Raw genomic sequence first — 14,627 nt, forward strand, 5'->3', positions numbered from 1 at the left:
AAATAAACATTTATTTGTCGGTGTTTGTCATTTTTTGAGTAAGTTTTGCAATTTTAGCTAAAATTTCAGCTAATTTTGCTATTAAAGCCTCTAATGCGGGATTTACGCCACCTTTGCTACTTTGAATGGAATTTTGGTCTTTGTGGTTTTCTATTTTTTCTTGACTTATTTTGATTTCATATTCTTTTTCATTTTTTGAATTTGCTTGACTTAAATTTCTTGCTTCATCTGAAAAATTTGAATTTTAACCACATTGTCACTATGAACATTACTTGCTAAATCATTGTTTTTGTTTATTTGTGTTTGATAATTGCTAAAATTTTTTGTCAAAGTATCTATTTTCATCTTAAATCTTTTTAAATTAATTTATATTATTATCGGTTAAATTTATATTAATGATAATTATTTTAAGGATATTTTATTTTAGATTTTCATATTTATATTTTAAATGCAAAAAAGACTAAAGTTTCATAAAGTTTTTAAGTATTTTTTTACCTTTTTGAGTTAAAACCGCTTCAGGGTGAAATTGCAATCCATAAATAGGATATTTTTTATGTTTAATTGCCATAATAATATTTTCTGAATTATGAGCTAAAATTTTGCATTTTTTAGGCATAGAGCTAATATGTAAAGAATGATATAAACAAATTTCAATTTCTTTTTTAATACCTTTAAAAATAGGATCTTTTTTAAAATAAAGTTTAGAAATTTTACCATGCATGGGATTTTGCATTTTAGAAACCCTACCGCCAAAAATTTCAGCTATACACTGATGCCCTAAACATATACCTAAAATTTTTTTATTTTTTTTAAAATATTTGATTGCTTTTAAGCTTAATTTAGATTCCTTAGGAGAATGAGGCCCAGGAGAGATGATAAGATGAGTAAAATCAAATTTTTCTAATTCTTTGGCTTTTTTAAAGGCATCATTTTTTATCACTTTACATTCAAAACCAAGTTCTTTAAGATAATAGATGATGGTATAACTAAAAGAATCATAATTATCTATAAATAAAATTTTCTTCATTGTAATTTTACCTTTTTTAAACCACGCACGGAATTAATGCAATAAATATTTTCTGCTTCAAATAAATCTTGTTTAAATAATGCTTTTTCTTTTATCAAACCAAGATTGACTAAGAAATTTCTATATACGCCATTTAACATACCACTTTGAATTTGTGGAGTATAAAATTGAGCGTTTTTTTCTAAGATGAGATTGGTTCTTGAGCCTTCGCAAAGTTCATCTTTTTCGTTAAAAAAAGCTATGTCATAACACAAGTTTTGCTGCCATTTGTATGAGTGTTGATTATAAAAAGTACGCAAAGAGCTTTTGTGATAGAGATTGTCACTTTTTGAGTTAATTTTATCATCACTTAAAAGCAAAATATCGTTTGAATTTTGTTTTGAGGCACTTTGTTGAAATTCGTATCTTCCGTCTTTGTATAAAATAAGCTTTAAAATTCCTTCTTTATGTGGATTTTTAAAGGGTAGGGGAAAATTATAAAATAAAGAATGTTTTTTGTGGAAAATTTTCTCATCGAGTTTAAAAAGTGTAAAATTTTGATATTCTTTATAAGAACTTTTTTGGTTTAAAATATTATAAAAATCTTTAAAGAGCTTGTGAGTATTAAAATTAAATTTAAGAGCTGAATTTATAAGCCTTAATAAATGTTCTTTTAAAAATAAAATTTGAGAATTTTTAAAATACATGGTTTCAAAAAGATGAAAATCACAAGGATTTAAGATCGCGCTTTTAAGTTTTAATTCTTCAAATTCATCTTTGAATTTTGAGTCCCAAACCAAGCCACTACCCGTGCTATAAGTATAAATTTCATCTTGTTTTTCTAAGGTGCGTATGGCTACGCTAAATTTATTTTTATTTTTGTGTATTAAACCTATAGTTCCGCAATAAATACCACGATCTCTTTGTTCTAATTCTTCAATAAATTTAATGCTTTCAAGCTTTGGAGCACCTGTAATAGAACCGCAAGGAAAGAGAGCTTTAAAAATTTGATATAAAGAAATATTTTTTTTAAGTTTTCCTTGTACGCTTGAAGTCATTTGATGTAAAGTAGGGTGACTTTGAATTTCAAAAAGTTTGGTTTTTAAGCTTTTTTTTGTGATGATTTTTGAAAGATCGTTGCGTAAAAGATCGCAAATCATAACATTTTCACTTAGATTTTTTGTATCATTTTGCAAGAAAATTTTATTTTCTTCATCTTTTATAGGATCTTTATCACGCTTAATTGTGCCTTTCATAGGTTTTGTAAATATTTTTCTTTTTTTGGTCTTGAAGAAAAGTTCAGGAGAGAAGGACAAAATTTCTCTTGTTTCATCTTTTATAAAAGCTTTAAATTCAGTATCTTGTCTAGAAAGCAAAAGTTTAAAAAGTTCAAAAGAATCCATTTTGCTATGAAATTTAAAATTTTGAGTGAGATTGATTTGATAAACTCTTCCTTTGGAGATTGCCTCTTTAACCTTGATGAAATTTTCTTTGTAATTATCTTGATCTAAAAAATTTATAAATTCAGGAATAAATTTTTCTTCATCAATATCTTCTTTTTGAAATTTTTTTCTTTTTTTAAAAGTAAAAACGGACAAACAAGCTTTTTTACTTGTGAAATTTTCATCTTGAAAATATCTATATAGCTCATAATCAGCAAGCATTAAAATATAAAAATCATTTTTATATTTTTCTATAAATTTAAAGCATTTTTTACTTTCTTTGTGGTTAAAGGCTTTTAAAGTATGTTTTAAATCATAGTAAAAATATTTACCAAAAATAGCATAGTTTTCAAGAGTCACTTAATTCCTTTGCAACCTGTGCGGCAAGTTTTAATTTATCATTATCAAAATGAGTGTAAATTCTTGAAGTGTTTAAACTTGCATGCCCTAAAGCTTCTTGAACTAAAACTAAATCTTTTTGCTTTTTATAAAGTAGGGTGGCAAAAGTATGACGCAACATGTGAGCACCATTTTTTTGCTTGCGAATTCCTGCACGAAATAAAAGCTGTTCTACTATGCGACTGACATAAGATTGAGTCAGTGGAGTGCCTTTTTTATTGACAAAAAGTAGGGCGTCTTTACTCATATAATTAATACTTACATTTTTAAGCAAATCGTAAATAAGTTCTTTTTTTATCATTACAACACGATATTTATTGCCTTTAGCTCTTATTCTTATGATATAAAGATCGTTTTCTTCGCTAATATCACCCATTTTGATATTGATAGCTTCGCTTACCCGTATGCCTGTAAAAATGATGATTTTAATAATAAGTTTATTGCGTATAGTATTGTTTCTAAAATCTGCATTTTCAATAGCATCAAGAAATTTTTTAAGTTCTTCTTCACTCATAAATTCAGGTAATTTTACCCCTTTAGAACCCGCTATACCTGCCCAGTTTTTAAGATTGATATCGAAAATATGTGCTTTTTCATCTTCTTCATTTTGCTTGTCTAAAAAATCAAAAAAATTAATCACAGCAATACGGTAATTTTTTTTACTTGCATCTGATAAAGCACCTGTTATACTTGCCAAAACTTCTACAATGAGTTCTTCATCAATCTGTTTTAAAGAATAAAGCTTGTAAAAATTTAAATATTCAAATACTTTTTTTAAGGGGTTAAAATAAGTATTAACTCCACTTAAACCAGCATTTCTTGCTTTTTTTGCTAGAGCATCAAGTTCATCAATATTTTTTACACCTTTTGTAAGAGCAAAATTAACTTCTGCTAAAGCTTGTGGATTTTTTAGCTCTTTGTTAGATAGCGAATTGAGTTTAAATTTTACATATTTTGCTAGCCAAAATAAGAATGATTTTTCAAAATTTTCTTCACAATCTAAAGGGTATTTCATAAAAACTTTTCCTAAAATCTAAAATTTTTAGCTTTTTAACTATAAAAGGTATTTTAGTATTAACTTAGTAAAAAAAAGCTTTTTTAGGAAAAAGTTTGTTTTTATATGCAAGGCAAAAAGATTGAAATATTTTTATTAAATAAATCTTATATCAATCATAAAAAGATATGATAAAAGGTAAAAATATGTAAAATTTATAATTTTGTATTGAAAACTGTAATTTTCAAACTTTTTTATATACACCTAGATTATTCTACTTTGATATAGATTAAGCTACTATTTTTACATACTTTTATGATTTTACCTTTTGAGTGAAATAAACTTATCCATAAAATATAATGTAAAAAATTGATAATTTTATTTTGTAAATTAAAATTATATTTTACTTTTCTTGAAAACTATAAAGAATATTTAAAAATTAAATTATTTTATATTATTATCAAAATATACATAAAAATGATAACTTGTGCATTAAATTTTTTAATCCCCTATTCTTGATTTTTAGTTAAAGTAAATATTCTTAGTTATAAAATTTTTTAAGAATATTTTTATTTTAATAGTTTTATAATGGTTATTACATAAAAACTTAATAAAAAGTTTTATCAAAACCAAATTTCAAGGAGAAGGTAATGAAATTTCCAGTAAAATTAGCAAGATCTATTGTTGTATGTGCTTTTTTAGCAGGTATAAGTGCTAGTGCATTAAGTGAAGGTAAAGAATATGTAATTCTTAAAAATCCTATTGCTAATGCTGATAATTCATTGATTGAAATTTTTTCTTATCGCTGTACTCATTGTTATGATCATCACAAATTTAATACCATGGGTAAAGTTAAAGAAAAATTACCTAATTTAACTTACAAATTTTATCCTGTAAGTTCTATGGGAGATTATGGAAGGCAAGCTAATGAAATTTTTGCTTTTGCGGCATTTAAGGATGGTGTAAATAAAATTGATCCTACGGATAAAAATAGCTTAACTCATAAAGTTGCTGAAGCTTATTTTAATGCATATTTTAAGAAAAAACAAAGATGGGAAAATGGTAAAAATCCTGAAGCTTTTTATAGTGTCGGTTTAAAAGCAATGAATGTGAGTAAGGCTGATTTGGAAAATTTCTTAAAAACTCCAGAGGCTGCAGAGCTTTTAAAAAGTTATGAAATTGCCAATCCTATTTCGCAAAATTATGGCACCCCTGCTTTTGTTGTTAATAGAAAGTATCAAATCATTCCAAGTGCAATCAACTCTCCAGAGGCTTTGATTGAAATTACTAAAGAACTTAGCAAGCAAAAATGAGTTGTATAAAAATGAAAGATAATTGCAGAAATTTTTCACTTTCCAAATGGCAAGATACGCGTGAACCTTGGTTAATTTTGATTATAGTTGCTATAGGGCTTACTTGTATAGCACATTTTTTATTTCAAGAATATCTTTTTATGGAACCTTGCGAACAATGTGTGTATATAAGATTTGATATGCTTGTTATGGCTATAGGCGGTATGATTGCATTAATCAACCCTGCAAATAATATTATAAAAATTTTTTCTTATAGTTTAGCTTTTTATGGAATTTGGCTTGGCTTGGAGCATTGTCTAACTTTAAATCATATTCATGAAGTGGTTCATTCTGAAAATCCTTTTGCAGGTGTAGATGGATGTCGTGAAATTCCTATTTATCCATTTAATTTACCTTTGCATGAGTGGGCTCCTAGTTGGTTTTTGCCAACAGGAAAATGTGGGATGGATACCCCTGTAGTTCCAGAAAATGCTTATAATCATCTCAATGCTTTTCAAAAATTTTTTATAGGAACTCCACCTGATTTTGAAAATGGGCTTTATAGCAATGGTTGGTATTTGATTCCTAGTTTAAAGTTTATGAATATGGCAATTTGCTGTCTTATAGCATTTTTATGTTGTTTTATTGTACTTTTTGCAATGTTTATAGCCTATGTTTTAGATAAAAATAAATCTAATGCTAAAATTTTTGCATTGGCGATTGTTATTTTGGTTTTGGTGCTTAAATTTATAGGCGAACCAAAAAATCCAAATCAAAATATAGCTAGTTTAAATCATTTAAATCAAGTTGTTTTAAGATACTCTTAAAATACGCAACAAATTATTTTTGTTGTGTATTATTAAAATTTTATTAAGCTATCTTAGGATGGCTTAAATAATTTTAAAGGATTGATCATGAGACTTAGCAAAACTCTTTGCATGGCACTTTTGGCGGGTTTTACCCTACTTGCACCTAATGCTTTAATGGCCATGGGTGGTCCTAGTGGAGTGAAAATAGATTGGCAAATTCAAGGACAAATAGGTGCGATTAAAATGAATCCTTATGGATTGTCTCCTTTGACCGCTATTATTATGGATAATGGTTATGTCTTAAGTGATATAAAAGTAACCATTATTCCTAAACCAAATGGCCAAACTATCTCTTATAATGTGAATTCTAAAATGGCTAAGACTTATGGTGGAATTCCTATTTTTGGACTTTATCCTTCTTATTTAAATACAGTAAAGGTAAGCTATACTAAAACTGCAAATGGTAAAAGTCAAAAAGTCATTGATGAGATTTATAAAATTACAACTCCAGGGGTTAGCATAGAACCAAGTGGAAGTACTGATCAAAGAGGAACTCCTTTTGAAAATGTGAAAGTATTAAAAATGGATCCAAAATTTTCAGATAGGTTATATTTAGTAAATAATGCTCCTGGAAAACAATCTGGCAAAGGCTCACAATCTGTATGGAATAATCCTGTAGGTGGTGCTATGGAATGGGATGAAAATTCAAATGTCTTTATCATAGATACTAAGGGTGAAATCAGATGGTATTTTGATAACGATAAACTAATGAACTGGGATAATATTTACAATCGTGGAATTATGATGGGTTTTCATCAAAACAAAGATGGAGCTTTAACTTAGGGATTTGGTCAAAGATATGTAAAATACGATATCTTAGGAAGAGAAATTTTCAATCGCAAATTACCTGCTGCCTATATAGATTTTTCTCATGCTATGGACAATATGCAAAATGGGCATTATTTATTAAGAGTAGCTTCAGCAAATACTTTGCGTCCAGATGGTAAGCATGTACGCACAGTGCGTGATACTATTGTAGAAGTAGATGAGAATGGTAATGTTGTTGATGATTAGAGATTGTATGAGATTTTAGATCCTTATAGAAGTACCATTATCAAAGCTTTAGATCAAGGTGCAGTGTGTTTAAATATAGATGCAAGCAAAGCGGGTAAAACTTTAAGCGATGAAGAGCTTGTCAAAATGGATGAAAGCGACAAATTTGGAGATATAGCAGGTACAGGTATAGGTAGGAATTGGGCTCATGTAAATAGTGTTGATTATGATCCAAGTGATGATAGTATTATTATTTCTAGTCGCCATCAAAGTGCTGTTGTTAAAATTGGTCGTGATAAAAAAATAAAATGGATTTTAGGGGCACATAAAGGATGGAATAAAGAATTTCAAAAATATTTATTGCAACCTGTAGATAAAAATGGCAAAAAAAATGTTTGCGATGATGATTATAGCAAATGCCCAGGTTATGAAAATGAAAATGGTGGATTTGATTTCACTTGGACGCAACATACAGGCTGGAGAATTGATAGTAAATCAAACAAGCGTTATATTTATATAAGTGTTTTTGATAATGGTGATGCAAGAGGAGCTGAACAACCTGCGTTTGCAAGTCAAAAATATTCTCGTGCTGTAATTTATAAAATCGATCAGCAAAATAAAACTGTGGAGCAAATTTGGGAATATGGTAAAAATCGTGGAAATGAATGGTTTTCTCCTGTAACTTCTCTAACTCAATATGAACCAGATAAAGATTCTATTATGGTTTATAGCGCAACAGCTGGAATGGCTTTTGATCTTAGCAAAGGTGTAAGTCTTGGGGAACCAAAACCTGAAATTGATGAATTTAACTGGGGTGCTAAGGAGCCTTCGGTTCAAATTCAATTTAGCGGTTCAGGCACGGGTTATCAAGCAATGCCTTTTAGTGTTGATCAAGCATTCAATCCTAAAAAATAACAATAAGCCCAAAAATAAATTTGGGCTTATTTATTTTTTTTAAATAAAATTATCTTTGAAAATTTTATTTAACCAAGGATATAATATGCGTAAATTTTTTTGCAAATTTGTTTTAGCTCTTGTATTTTATTCAAGTTTTGCATTAGCAAATAATAGTTTTATTACTCTTAATCCAAGTTTACCCAACTCTGAAAATAGTGTAATAGAAGCATTTTCTTATAAATGTATACATTGTTATAATCATCATAAATTTGGAACTCTTGAAAAACTGAGAGAAGCTTTTCCAAATTTACATTTTAAACTCTATCCTGTAAGTTTAATGAATGGGGGATTTTCCAAAGAAATGAATGAGCTTTTTGCCTTTGCTCAATACAAAGATGAGCAAAATGGTAAAGATGCGAGTTATTCTGATAGTTTATCTCATAAACTTGCTGATGTTTATTTTGTTTCTTATTTTTTAAACAAGCAAAGAAATTTTTCAAATTTAGATGAATTTTACGACATAGGTTTAAAGGCTATGAATGTAAATAAAAATGAAGTATTAAATTTTTTAAATACCCCAAAAGCTAAAGAAATTTTAAGCGAGTTTCAAAGAGCTAATGATATAGCTAAAACCTATGGCACCCCTGCTTTTGTTGTTAATGGAAAATATCAAATTAACCCAAGCGCAATCAATTCAATGCAAGATTTAGAAGATCTAGTTAAAAAATTAAGCAATATGAAATAATAAATTTTTAAGGCAATAAAAATTGCCTTAAAATTATTTTTTGATCATATTTGTATAAGGTCCATAGCGATGTTGGGTTGTAGAAAAGCTATCATCATAAGGTTCTACATCCATATCTAAAGGCTTAACTTTTCTATCTGGAAAGTCTTTATCTCTATTTGCTTTAATAGGGCGAGCTTGTGAATTCATGTAAGCTGCTACATCATAAGCATCTTCAAGACTTAAGTCAGGCGCACCTTGAGGCATATTTTCTTTAATATAAGAAGCAGCTTTGATAAGACGATACATTCCAGCTCCTGTATTATAACTATCATCACCCCAAAGTGGTGGATAAAGATAATACGCCCCTGTGCTATCCTCATTTTTAAGCCCTAATCCATTTTCTTGATGACAAACGGCACATTTATCCATATAAATTGCCTTACCTTTTTTAGGATCAGCTGCTCTTAAGATGAAATCTATCTTCTTAAGTCCCTGTCCTTCTATCTTAGCTCCTACTGGAACTCCTTGAGATAACCATTGCATATAAGTTAGCATAGCTTTCATTTCAGGTGTATCACTAGGCATTCTTTTGTCATTCATAGAGCGTTCAAAACAGCCATTAATCCTATCTGCTAAGGTAATTACTTTATTTCCTCTTGCATTATATTGTGGAAATCTTGCCTAAATTCCTACAAAACCCGATTGATTTTGCACACTTCCACCATTAGCATGACAGCTTGAACAAGAAAGATTATTTCCCGCAAATCTTTTTTTAGGATCTTTGGCTTGTGGACCCACATACTTGCTTGTTTCATTAAGAATTTTATTTCCCAAAATAACCATTTTGCTATATTCTGAATTTTTTGGCATTTTAGTTTCATCTATAGTGCCATCTTCATTTAATTCCTTAGGTAAATTCCATTTGGCAGTAGGCAGATCAATACCTGTTGCACTCTTAGTTTTTTTCCAAATTTGGATCTAAGGCTAAAGCACAACTTTCACATAACAACAAAGTTAAAATTATAGAAAATTTATTCATCAATTTTCCTCCTTATTTTGCGTAATTTAAATTCAGTATAAGACTTTATTTAGAAAAAGTCAATAAAACCTAATTACATTTTAAGAAAAAAGCTTTAAACCTTAAAATAATATTCGTTTATATTTAAAATAGAACTTATATATTTAAAGCAAAAATAAAGTTTTTTCGCTATAATAAAATCTTGCAATATTTTTAAAGGTTGGGTTAATGAAAAATTTAAGCATTCAAGAAAAAAAAGACTTAGACAACTGCGTTTTTCAAAATCTTGGAAGGCAAGATACTTTTACTTTAAGTGTGGTTTTTAAAAATTTTTATTTAAAAATTAAAGCATTTATTTATTCTAAATAATACCACTTAAAATCCTTTTTTGTGTAGGAAAGATCTTTAAAAGAAGGTGATTGGATAAATAGTTTGCACTCTTTATCCAAATTTTCTATCCCGTATATTTTCATAGCCATTCTTGAGTTATGTCTTGTAAGTTCTATTCCAACGCAAGCTTGATTGTTGATTTTGTAAAGTAAAGTGCCACCATCTTTTTCATCTATATTTAAAATATCCAAATTCTTATTTTTACTCATATCTTTTACATCTTTACTAAAAGAATATCGGAGTTTATAATATATCATAATATCCTGCATGGTATTTTTCAAATTTTGTAAATTTTCATTAATCAAATATCCATTATTTTTATAAAGTTTTAAAAAATCTTCATTAAGAAATTTTTGAAAACTTTCATCTTTAGATAATTTTTGACAAGAATTATAGCTATTTAAAATTCTAACTTGACCAGCTTCTATTAAAAGTTCAAGGCAATCTTTATTTTCTTGTGAAAATTGCACTAATTTAACTTCTTGAATCTTAAAATCTTTATTTGGTTTTTTTTCATAAGCAAAATCATTTAATTTTTCATAAATATTAGCAAAACTTAAAGAATATAAACTAAAAAAAATTAAAATACACTTTTTCATTGAAAAAAATCTTTGTATTTATTTTTTAGAAATTCCACCACTTCTAAAATTTCATCAACCCCTTCTTTGTTGGAATTTTCGAGTACATTATCTATATTATCAATATAAGCTTCTATTGCATTTTCTAATTTTTCTCTTTTAACTCCAGCGTATAAAAGCATAGCTTCTAAAACTATGCTAAGCTCATATTGTAAATCTTCTAATTCATTTTTTAAGGTTTTATTATTGTTTTGATTCATTGTTTTCCTTTTTAAGTTCTTTGCTTTTAATTAAATCAATAATTTGAGCCTTAATATAATTATAATTTGCTCCATCTTTAAATGTCGCAAAAAGTCCACCACTAGCATTTTTATGTCCGCCACCACCTACTAAATTTTTAGCCATTAAACTTACATCTATTTTTCCATTTGCACGAAAACTTAAGGTTTTTCTAGAACTAACATCAATAAAAAAGTCATAATCAGGATTTTTTACTAAAAAATCATTTCCAATAACAGAAGTATTGCCTATATTTGAAGTTAAGATGCCTTTATGGCCTTCATATTCTATGCTGAAATTTTCTTTTAGCTCACTTAGTTTTTCAACTACAAAATAAGAAATTAAATTAGAAAGAGTATCATCATTTTTTCTGGCAAAATAATCCTTTTTTATAAAATGAGTAGCATTATCGAGTAAAATATTCGCATTTTCTTTTCCTATAAATTTCCAAGCCTTATCAAGCAAGAAAAACATATAATCGATTTGAGATTCTTTAAACATCACGCGATTTATTTCTTTTGCATTGGCAATCAAGCCTAAAAAAACCTTTCCAAGTTCAAAATTTTCATCCTCGCTTAGCCAAATATCAACAGCATTAACCACATCAACAAATTTTGAAAGTTCTAAAACAGGAGTGCAGATTTTAGAGAAAAAATCATAAACGATTTTAGTTGCACATCTTTTAGAATCAAGTAAATACCAAGAATATTTTTGAGCACATTCTTCGCCACTTTGATGATGATCAAGAAGAAAAATTTTAATATTTTTCTCTTTGCAAATTTTTTCAAATTCTTCACATTGATTTAAATTTAAATTTAAATCTGTTATTAGAATAATAGCTTTTCCGAAATTTTCATCTTTTTCTATATCGCCTATAATAGAGTTAAAATTTTCATTAATTTCTTTACCATAATTAGAATTATAAAATTTCACATTTTTAAAATAAAAATTTACTATAAATTGACAAGCATAGCCATCAAGATCTGTATGTGAAAGATGATAAATTTTCATTATATTCCTTAAAGTTCTATCCTAATAATACCCTCGGTATTAAAATTTGTATTTTCTGCAATTTCTGCAAAACTTAACACTACTATATTAATGCTAAAATTATAACAAATATCAGCAATGAATTTTCTAAGCTGCGGTTCAACGCAAAGTATAAAAGGCTTGATACGACCATTTGCTACTGCGGCAACTTCAGCCCTTAGAGTATCTACTAAAGTACCTGTTTGAGCTACACTTAAAGGCAAGTGATAACTTCCATCTCTAAATTGTACATTTTCCATTAAAACCGCAGAACTAGCAGAGTCTAAGATAAAAATATCCAAATTTCCTTTATCATCTAAATACATATTTGTAATCATCCTAGCTAAGGACGCCCTTACATGTTCAATAATCATATCAAAACTCTTGCTTACTTCTGCTATATCGCTTACAGATTCTAAAATAGTAAGCATATCTTTAATTGGTATGTGATGCTTAAGCAAGTCTTTGAGAATTTTTTGAATAAGACTTACAGGTGCAACACCTAAAGCACCTTCTACGATGATTGGATAATCATTTTTAACCTTATCAAGAAGATTTTGTACCTCTTGGCGTGTGAGAAGTTCGCTTGCGTGCGCTTTGATAAGTTCGCTCATATGTGTTGAAATAACACTTGCAGGATCTATTACTATATAGCCATTTAATGTTGCTTCATCTTTTAAATTCGCATCAATCCAAAGTGCATCAGAGTTAAAAGCGGGTTCTTTTGTAGCAATCCCTTCTATCTCTTCTGTGATAAAACCACTATCCATGGCTAAATATTTATCCGGATAAATTTCAGCACTTGCTATAGACACGCCCTTGAGTTTAAAACTATACTCATTTGGTTTAAGTCTTAAATTATCTCTTATTCTTATTTTTGGCATTAAAAATCCTAAACTTTCAGCAATACTTCTTCTCATTGAGCGAATTCTTTCTGTAAGTTCGTTTTCAGCAAGCTTAATAAGTCCGTATCCAAGTTCAAGTTCTAAAATTTCAACTTTGAGTATATCGTTAATCTTGTACTCTTCTTCTTTGAGAATTTCTTCTTCGCTTTTCTTAGCAGGCGCTGCCGTTGTCCCACCTGCTCCACTTTGAGATGCAGCTGCGGCACTTGGTTTGCTTTTTTTAACTGTAGTTATATCAATTTTACCTTCCTTAACCTGCTTGGTAAGATAGCCAAGGCTTAAAAATACTAAAGCCATAAAGCCCAAGGATAAAGTTGGCAAACCAGGCACTAACGCAAAGATAAAAAGTACAAAACCTACTATTAAAAGCGTGCGATATTCGCTTAAAAGTTGAGTTAAAGTTCCTTCTGCAAAATTTTCCTCATCTTTGCTTGCACGAGTGATAATTATAGCGGTTGCAGTAGAAGTAATAAGCCCTGGAATTTGAGATACAAGTCCATCACCTATGGTTAAAATAGTATAGGTAGAAGCAGCATCGCTTAAAGCCATATCGTGCTGAAAAGATCCTATTAAAAAACCACCTATGATATTTATAATAGTTATGATAATTCCTGCAACAGCATCTCCTTTGATAAATTTAGAAGAACCATCCATTGCACCATAGAAGTTTGCCTCAGCAATAACTTCTTGACGTCTTGCTCTAGCGGTTTGTTCATCAATAAGTCCTGCATTTAAATCCGCATCAATAGCCATTTGTTTACCCGGCATCGCATCAAGTGTAAATCTTGCTTGTACTTCAGAAACCCTTGTACTACCTTTTGTTACAACCATGAAATTAATCAATACTAAAATACAAAATACAATCACGCCAATGACCATATTTCCACCAACAACAAATTCTCCAAATGCTGCTATAATCTCACTCACAGCTTCAGGGCCGTTTTGCCCTTCGCTTAAAATCATCCTTGTGGTAGCTATATTTAATGAAAGCCTAAATAAAGTGATAATCAAGATTAAAGTTGGAAAAGTTGTTAAATCTGTCGGTTTGGGTATATAAATAGAAATTAAAATAATTAATACCGATAAAGCTATACTTAAAGCCAAGAAAAAGTCCAAAATAGGACTTGGTAAAGGAACTATAATAATAGCTAAAATACAAACTAAAAAACCAACAATAGTCAAGCTTTTAGCTTTTAAAACAGGAGCGATTAAAGGCCCCAAGAAAGGAAAAACTAAATCGACTATTTTATTTTTTGCCATTATTTTTCATAATATCTTCTAAAGTAATAGAATCTAAAAATTCATCTACTTTATTTTGTAAATTTACTAACATAGGCATTAAGGTGCAATTTTCTTCTTTATTATTTGGACAAGTGCCACCACTGCATTCAAATACACTGATATCCTTTTTTTCAGCACTATTAACAATTTCTTTTATAGTATATTGACTTGGTTCTTTGATTAAAACAAAACCGCCTTTTGCCCCTTTAAAGGATTTTAACAAGCCATCTTTAGCTAAAGTTTGTAAAATTTTAGCTAAAAAACTTTTAGGAATATCAAGCTCTAAAGCTAAAGAATCTACATCTTGAGGTGTTTCTTTTTGAGAAATATAAATTAAAGAAAGTAAAGCGTATTCGCTAGCTTTGGTAAATAGCACAGATTCTCCTTATTATAACTACAGAAATAGCTGTAATTATAATAAATAATTCTTAGAAAAAGACTTAAATTTTAACAAAACCTTCTAAAAAAGATAAATTCAGTTTATTTTTTGCTTTTTAAGGTAAAATTATAGTTCTTTAATTTTATTAT

General features: G+C 28.7%; 14 protein-coding genes and 2 pseudogenes. 5 read left to right on the forward strand and 11 right to left on the reverse strand.

The genetic code is table 11. The features are described from left to right. Positions 1-10: 10 nt before the first annotated feature. From SR62_RS02240 to SR62_RS02255, 4 genes and pseudogenes are all read right to left on the reverse strand, one after another. Positions 11-345: pseudogene (locus SR62_RS02240) on the reverse strand (hypothetical protein). 115 nt (positions 346-460) lie between these two features. Continuing rightward, the gene (locus tag SR62_RS02245) at positions 461-1,027 is read right to left on the reverse strand and encodes an anthranilate synthase component II (RefSeq protein ID WP_002871815.1); all 567 of its coding nucleotides are present in this window, start codon (positions 1,025-1,027) and stop codon (positions 461-463) included. After that, positions 1,024-2,808 carry a bifunctional chorismate-binding protein/class IV aminotransferase gene (locus tag SR62_RS02250; protein WP_002892553.1) on the reverse strand — a complete coding sequence of 595 codons (1,785 nt, stop codon included), beginning with the start codon at positions 2,806-2,808 and terminating at the stop codon, positions 1,024-1,026. Before SR62_RS02250 ends, SR62_RS02245 begins: the two co-directional genes overlap by 4 nt. Beyond that, positions 2,798-3,862 (reverse strand): tyrosine-type recombinase/integrase, encoded by a 1,065-nt coding sequence (locus tag SR62_RS02255; RefSeq protein ID WP_002892554.1) that lies wholly within the window; start codon positions 3,860-3,862, stop codon positions 2,798-2,800. Before SR62_RS02255 ends, SR62_RS02250 begins: the two co-directional genes overlap by 11 nt. A 629-nt stretch (positions 3,863-4,491) precedes the next feature. Here SR62_RS02255 and SR62_RS02260 point away from each other — a divergent pair. From SR62_RS02260 to SR62_RS02275, 4 genes and pseudogenes are all read left to right on the forward strand, one after another. Next, positions 4,492-5,154, forward strand: coding sequence for a thiol:disulfide interchange protein DsbA/DsbL (locus tag SR62_RS02260; protein ID WP_147502247.1), 663 nt, complete (start codon positions 4,492-4,494; stop codon positions 5,152-5,154). Further along, positions 5,151-5,960, forward strand: a complete 810-nt coding sequence (gene dsbI / locus SR62_RS02265; protein WP_147502248.1) for a protein-disulfide oxidoreductase DsbI — start codon at positions 5,151-5,153, stop codon at positions 5,958-5,960. Before SR62_RS02260 ends, dsbI begins: the two co-directional genes overlap by 4 nt. Positions 5,961-6,047: 87 nt before the next feature. Continuing rightward, positions 6,048-7,910 (forward strand): annotated as a pseudogene (locus tag SR62_RS02270) (aryl-sulfate sulfotransferase). A gap of 85 nt (positions 7,911-7,995) precedes the next feature. Further along, positions 7,996-8,637, forward strand: coding sequence for a thiol:disulfide interchange protein DsbA/DsbL (locus SR62_RS02275; protein WP_070306579.1), 642 nt, complete (start codon positions 7,996-7,998; stop codon positions 8,635-8,637). 33 nt (positions 8,638-8,670) lie between these two features. Here SR62_RS02275 and SR62_RS09300 read toward each other — a convergent pair whose 3' ends face one another. Together SR62_RS09300 and SR62_RS09305 are read right to left on the reverse strand one after the other, a co-directional pair. Next, positions 8,671-9,261: a c-type cytochrome gene (locus SR62_RS09300; protein ID WP_349824319.1), complete on the reverse strand. Its 591-nt coding sequence runs from the start codon at positions 9,259-9,261 to the stop codon at positions 8,671-8,673. A gap of 39 nt (positions 9,262-9,300) precedes the next feature. Beyond that, complete coding sequence (locus SR62_RS09305; RefSeq protein ID WP_240380719.1) at positions 9,301-9,489, reverse strand: hypothetical protein; 189 nt, start codon at positions 9,487-9,489, stop codon at positions 9,301-9,303. Between the two features lie 376 nt (positions 9,490-9,865). Between SR62_RS09305 and SR62_RS09135 the strand changes: the two genes are divergently transcribed. Continuing rightward, the gene (locus SR62_RS09135) at positions 9,866-10,006 is read left to right on the forward strand and encodes a hypothetical protein (protein WP_002852524.1); all 141 of its coding nucleotides are present in this window, start codon (positions 9,866-9,868) and stop codon (positions 10,004-10,006) included. Here the strand turns inward: SR62_RS09135 and SR62_RS02295 are convergent. From SR62_RS02295 to SR62_RS02315, 5 genes are read right to left on the reverse strand one after another with little or no spacing between them, the layout of a single operon-like run. Further along, complete coding sequence (locus SR62_RS02295; protein ID WP_002893311.1) at positions 9,994-10,626, reverse strand: hypothetical protein; 633 nt, start codon at positions 10,624-10,626, stop codon at positions 9,994-9,996. The two genes, SR62_RS09135 and SR62_RS02295, sit on opposite strands and share 13 nt — an antisense overlap. After that, a complete protein-coding gene (locus SR62_RS02300) occupies positions 10,623-10,865 on the reverse strand; it encodes a hypothetical protein (protein WP_002852415.1) in 243 nt (80 codons plus the stop codon). The genes SR62_RS02295 and SR62_RS02300 overlap by 4 nt, the downstream gene beginning before the upstream one ends. Beyond that, positions 10,849-11,895 (reverse strand): DHH family phosphoesterase, encoded by a 1,047-nt coding sequence (locus SR62_RS02305; protein ID WP_002893313.1) that lies wholly within the window; start codon positions 11,893-11,895, stop codon positions 10,849-10,851. The genes SR62_RS02300 and SR62_RS02305 overlap by 17 nt, the downstream gene beginning before the upstream one ends. 8 nt (positions 11,896-11,903) lie before the next feature. Next, entirely contained in the window at positions 11,904-14,078 is a 2,175-nt protein-coding gene (gene flhA, locus SR62_RS02310; RefSeq protein WP_002890378.1) for a flagellar biosynthesis protein FlhA, read from the reverse strand. Next, the gene (locus SR62_RS02315) at positions 14,065-14,475 is read right to left on the reverse strand and encodes an Rrf2 family transcriptional regulator (RefSeq protein WP_002852609.1); all 411 of its coding nucleotides are present in this window, start codon (positions 14,473-14,475) and stop codon (positions 14,065-14,067) included. The genes flhA and SR62_RS02315 overlap by 14 nt, the downstream gene beginning before the upstream one ends. Between the last annotated feature and the right edge of the window lie 152 nt (positions 14,476-14,627).

This window comes from Campylobacter sp. 2014D-0258, assembly GCF_008000495.1.
Taxonomy (GTDB): domain Bacteria; phylum Campylobacterota; class Campylobacteria; order Campylobacterales; family Campylobacteraceae; genus Campylobacter_D; species Campylobacter_D jejuni.

What these genes read in the sequence shown, in the direction of transcription:
- flhA (WP_002890378.1), bottom strand. Translation starts at nt 14,078, where the DNA reads ATGGCAAAAAATAAAATAGTCGATTTAGTTTTTCCTTTCTTGGGGCCT.
- SR62_RS02260 (WP_147502247.1), top strand. Translation starts at nt 4,492, where the DNA reads ATGAAATTTCCAGTAAAATTAGCAAGATCTATTGTTGTATGTGCTTTT.
- SR62_RS02300 (WP_002852415.1), bottom strand. Translation starts at nt 10,865, where the DNA reads ATGAATCAAAACAATAATAAAACCTTAAAAAATGAATTAGAAGATTTA.
- SR62_RS02245 (WP_002871815.1), bottom strand. Translation starts at nt 1,027, where the DNA reads ATGAAGAAAATTTTATTTATAGATAATTATGATTCTTTTAGTTATACC.
- SR62_RS02295 (WP_002893311.1), bottom strand. Translation starts at nt 10,626, where the DNA reads ATGAAAAAGTGTATTTTAATTTTTTTTAGTTTATATTCTTTAAGTTTT.
- SR62_RS09135 (WP_002852524.1), top strand. Translation starts at nt 9,866, where the DNA reads ATGAAAAATTTAAGCATTCAAGAAAAAAAAGACTTAGACAACTGCGTT.
- SR62_RS02305 (WP_002893313.1), bottom strand. Translation starts at nt 11,895, where the DNA reads ATGAAAATTTATCATCTTTCACATACAGATCTTGATGGCTATGCTTGT.
- dsbI (WP_147502248.1), top strand. Translation starts at nt 5,151, where the DNA reads ATGAGTTGTATAAAAATGAAAGATAATTGCAGAAATTTTTCACTTTCC.
- SR62_RS09305 (WP_240380719.1), bottom strand. Translation starts at nt 9,489, where the DNA reads ATGCCAAAAAATTCAGAATATAGCAAAATGGTTATTTTGGGAAATAAA.
- SR62_RS02255 (WP_002892554.1), bottom strand. Translation starts at nt 3,862, where the DNA reads ATGAAATACCCTTTAGATTGTGAAGAAAATTTTGAAAAATCATTCTTA.
- SR62_RS02275 (WP_070306579.1), top strand. Translation starts at nt 7,996, where the DNA reads ATGCGTAAATTTTTTTGCAAATTTGTTTTAGCTCTTGTATTTTATTCA.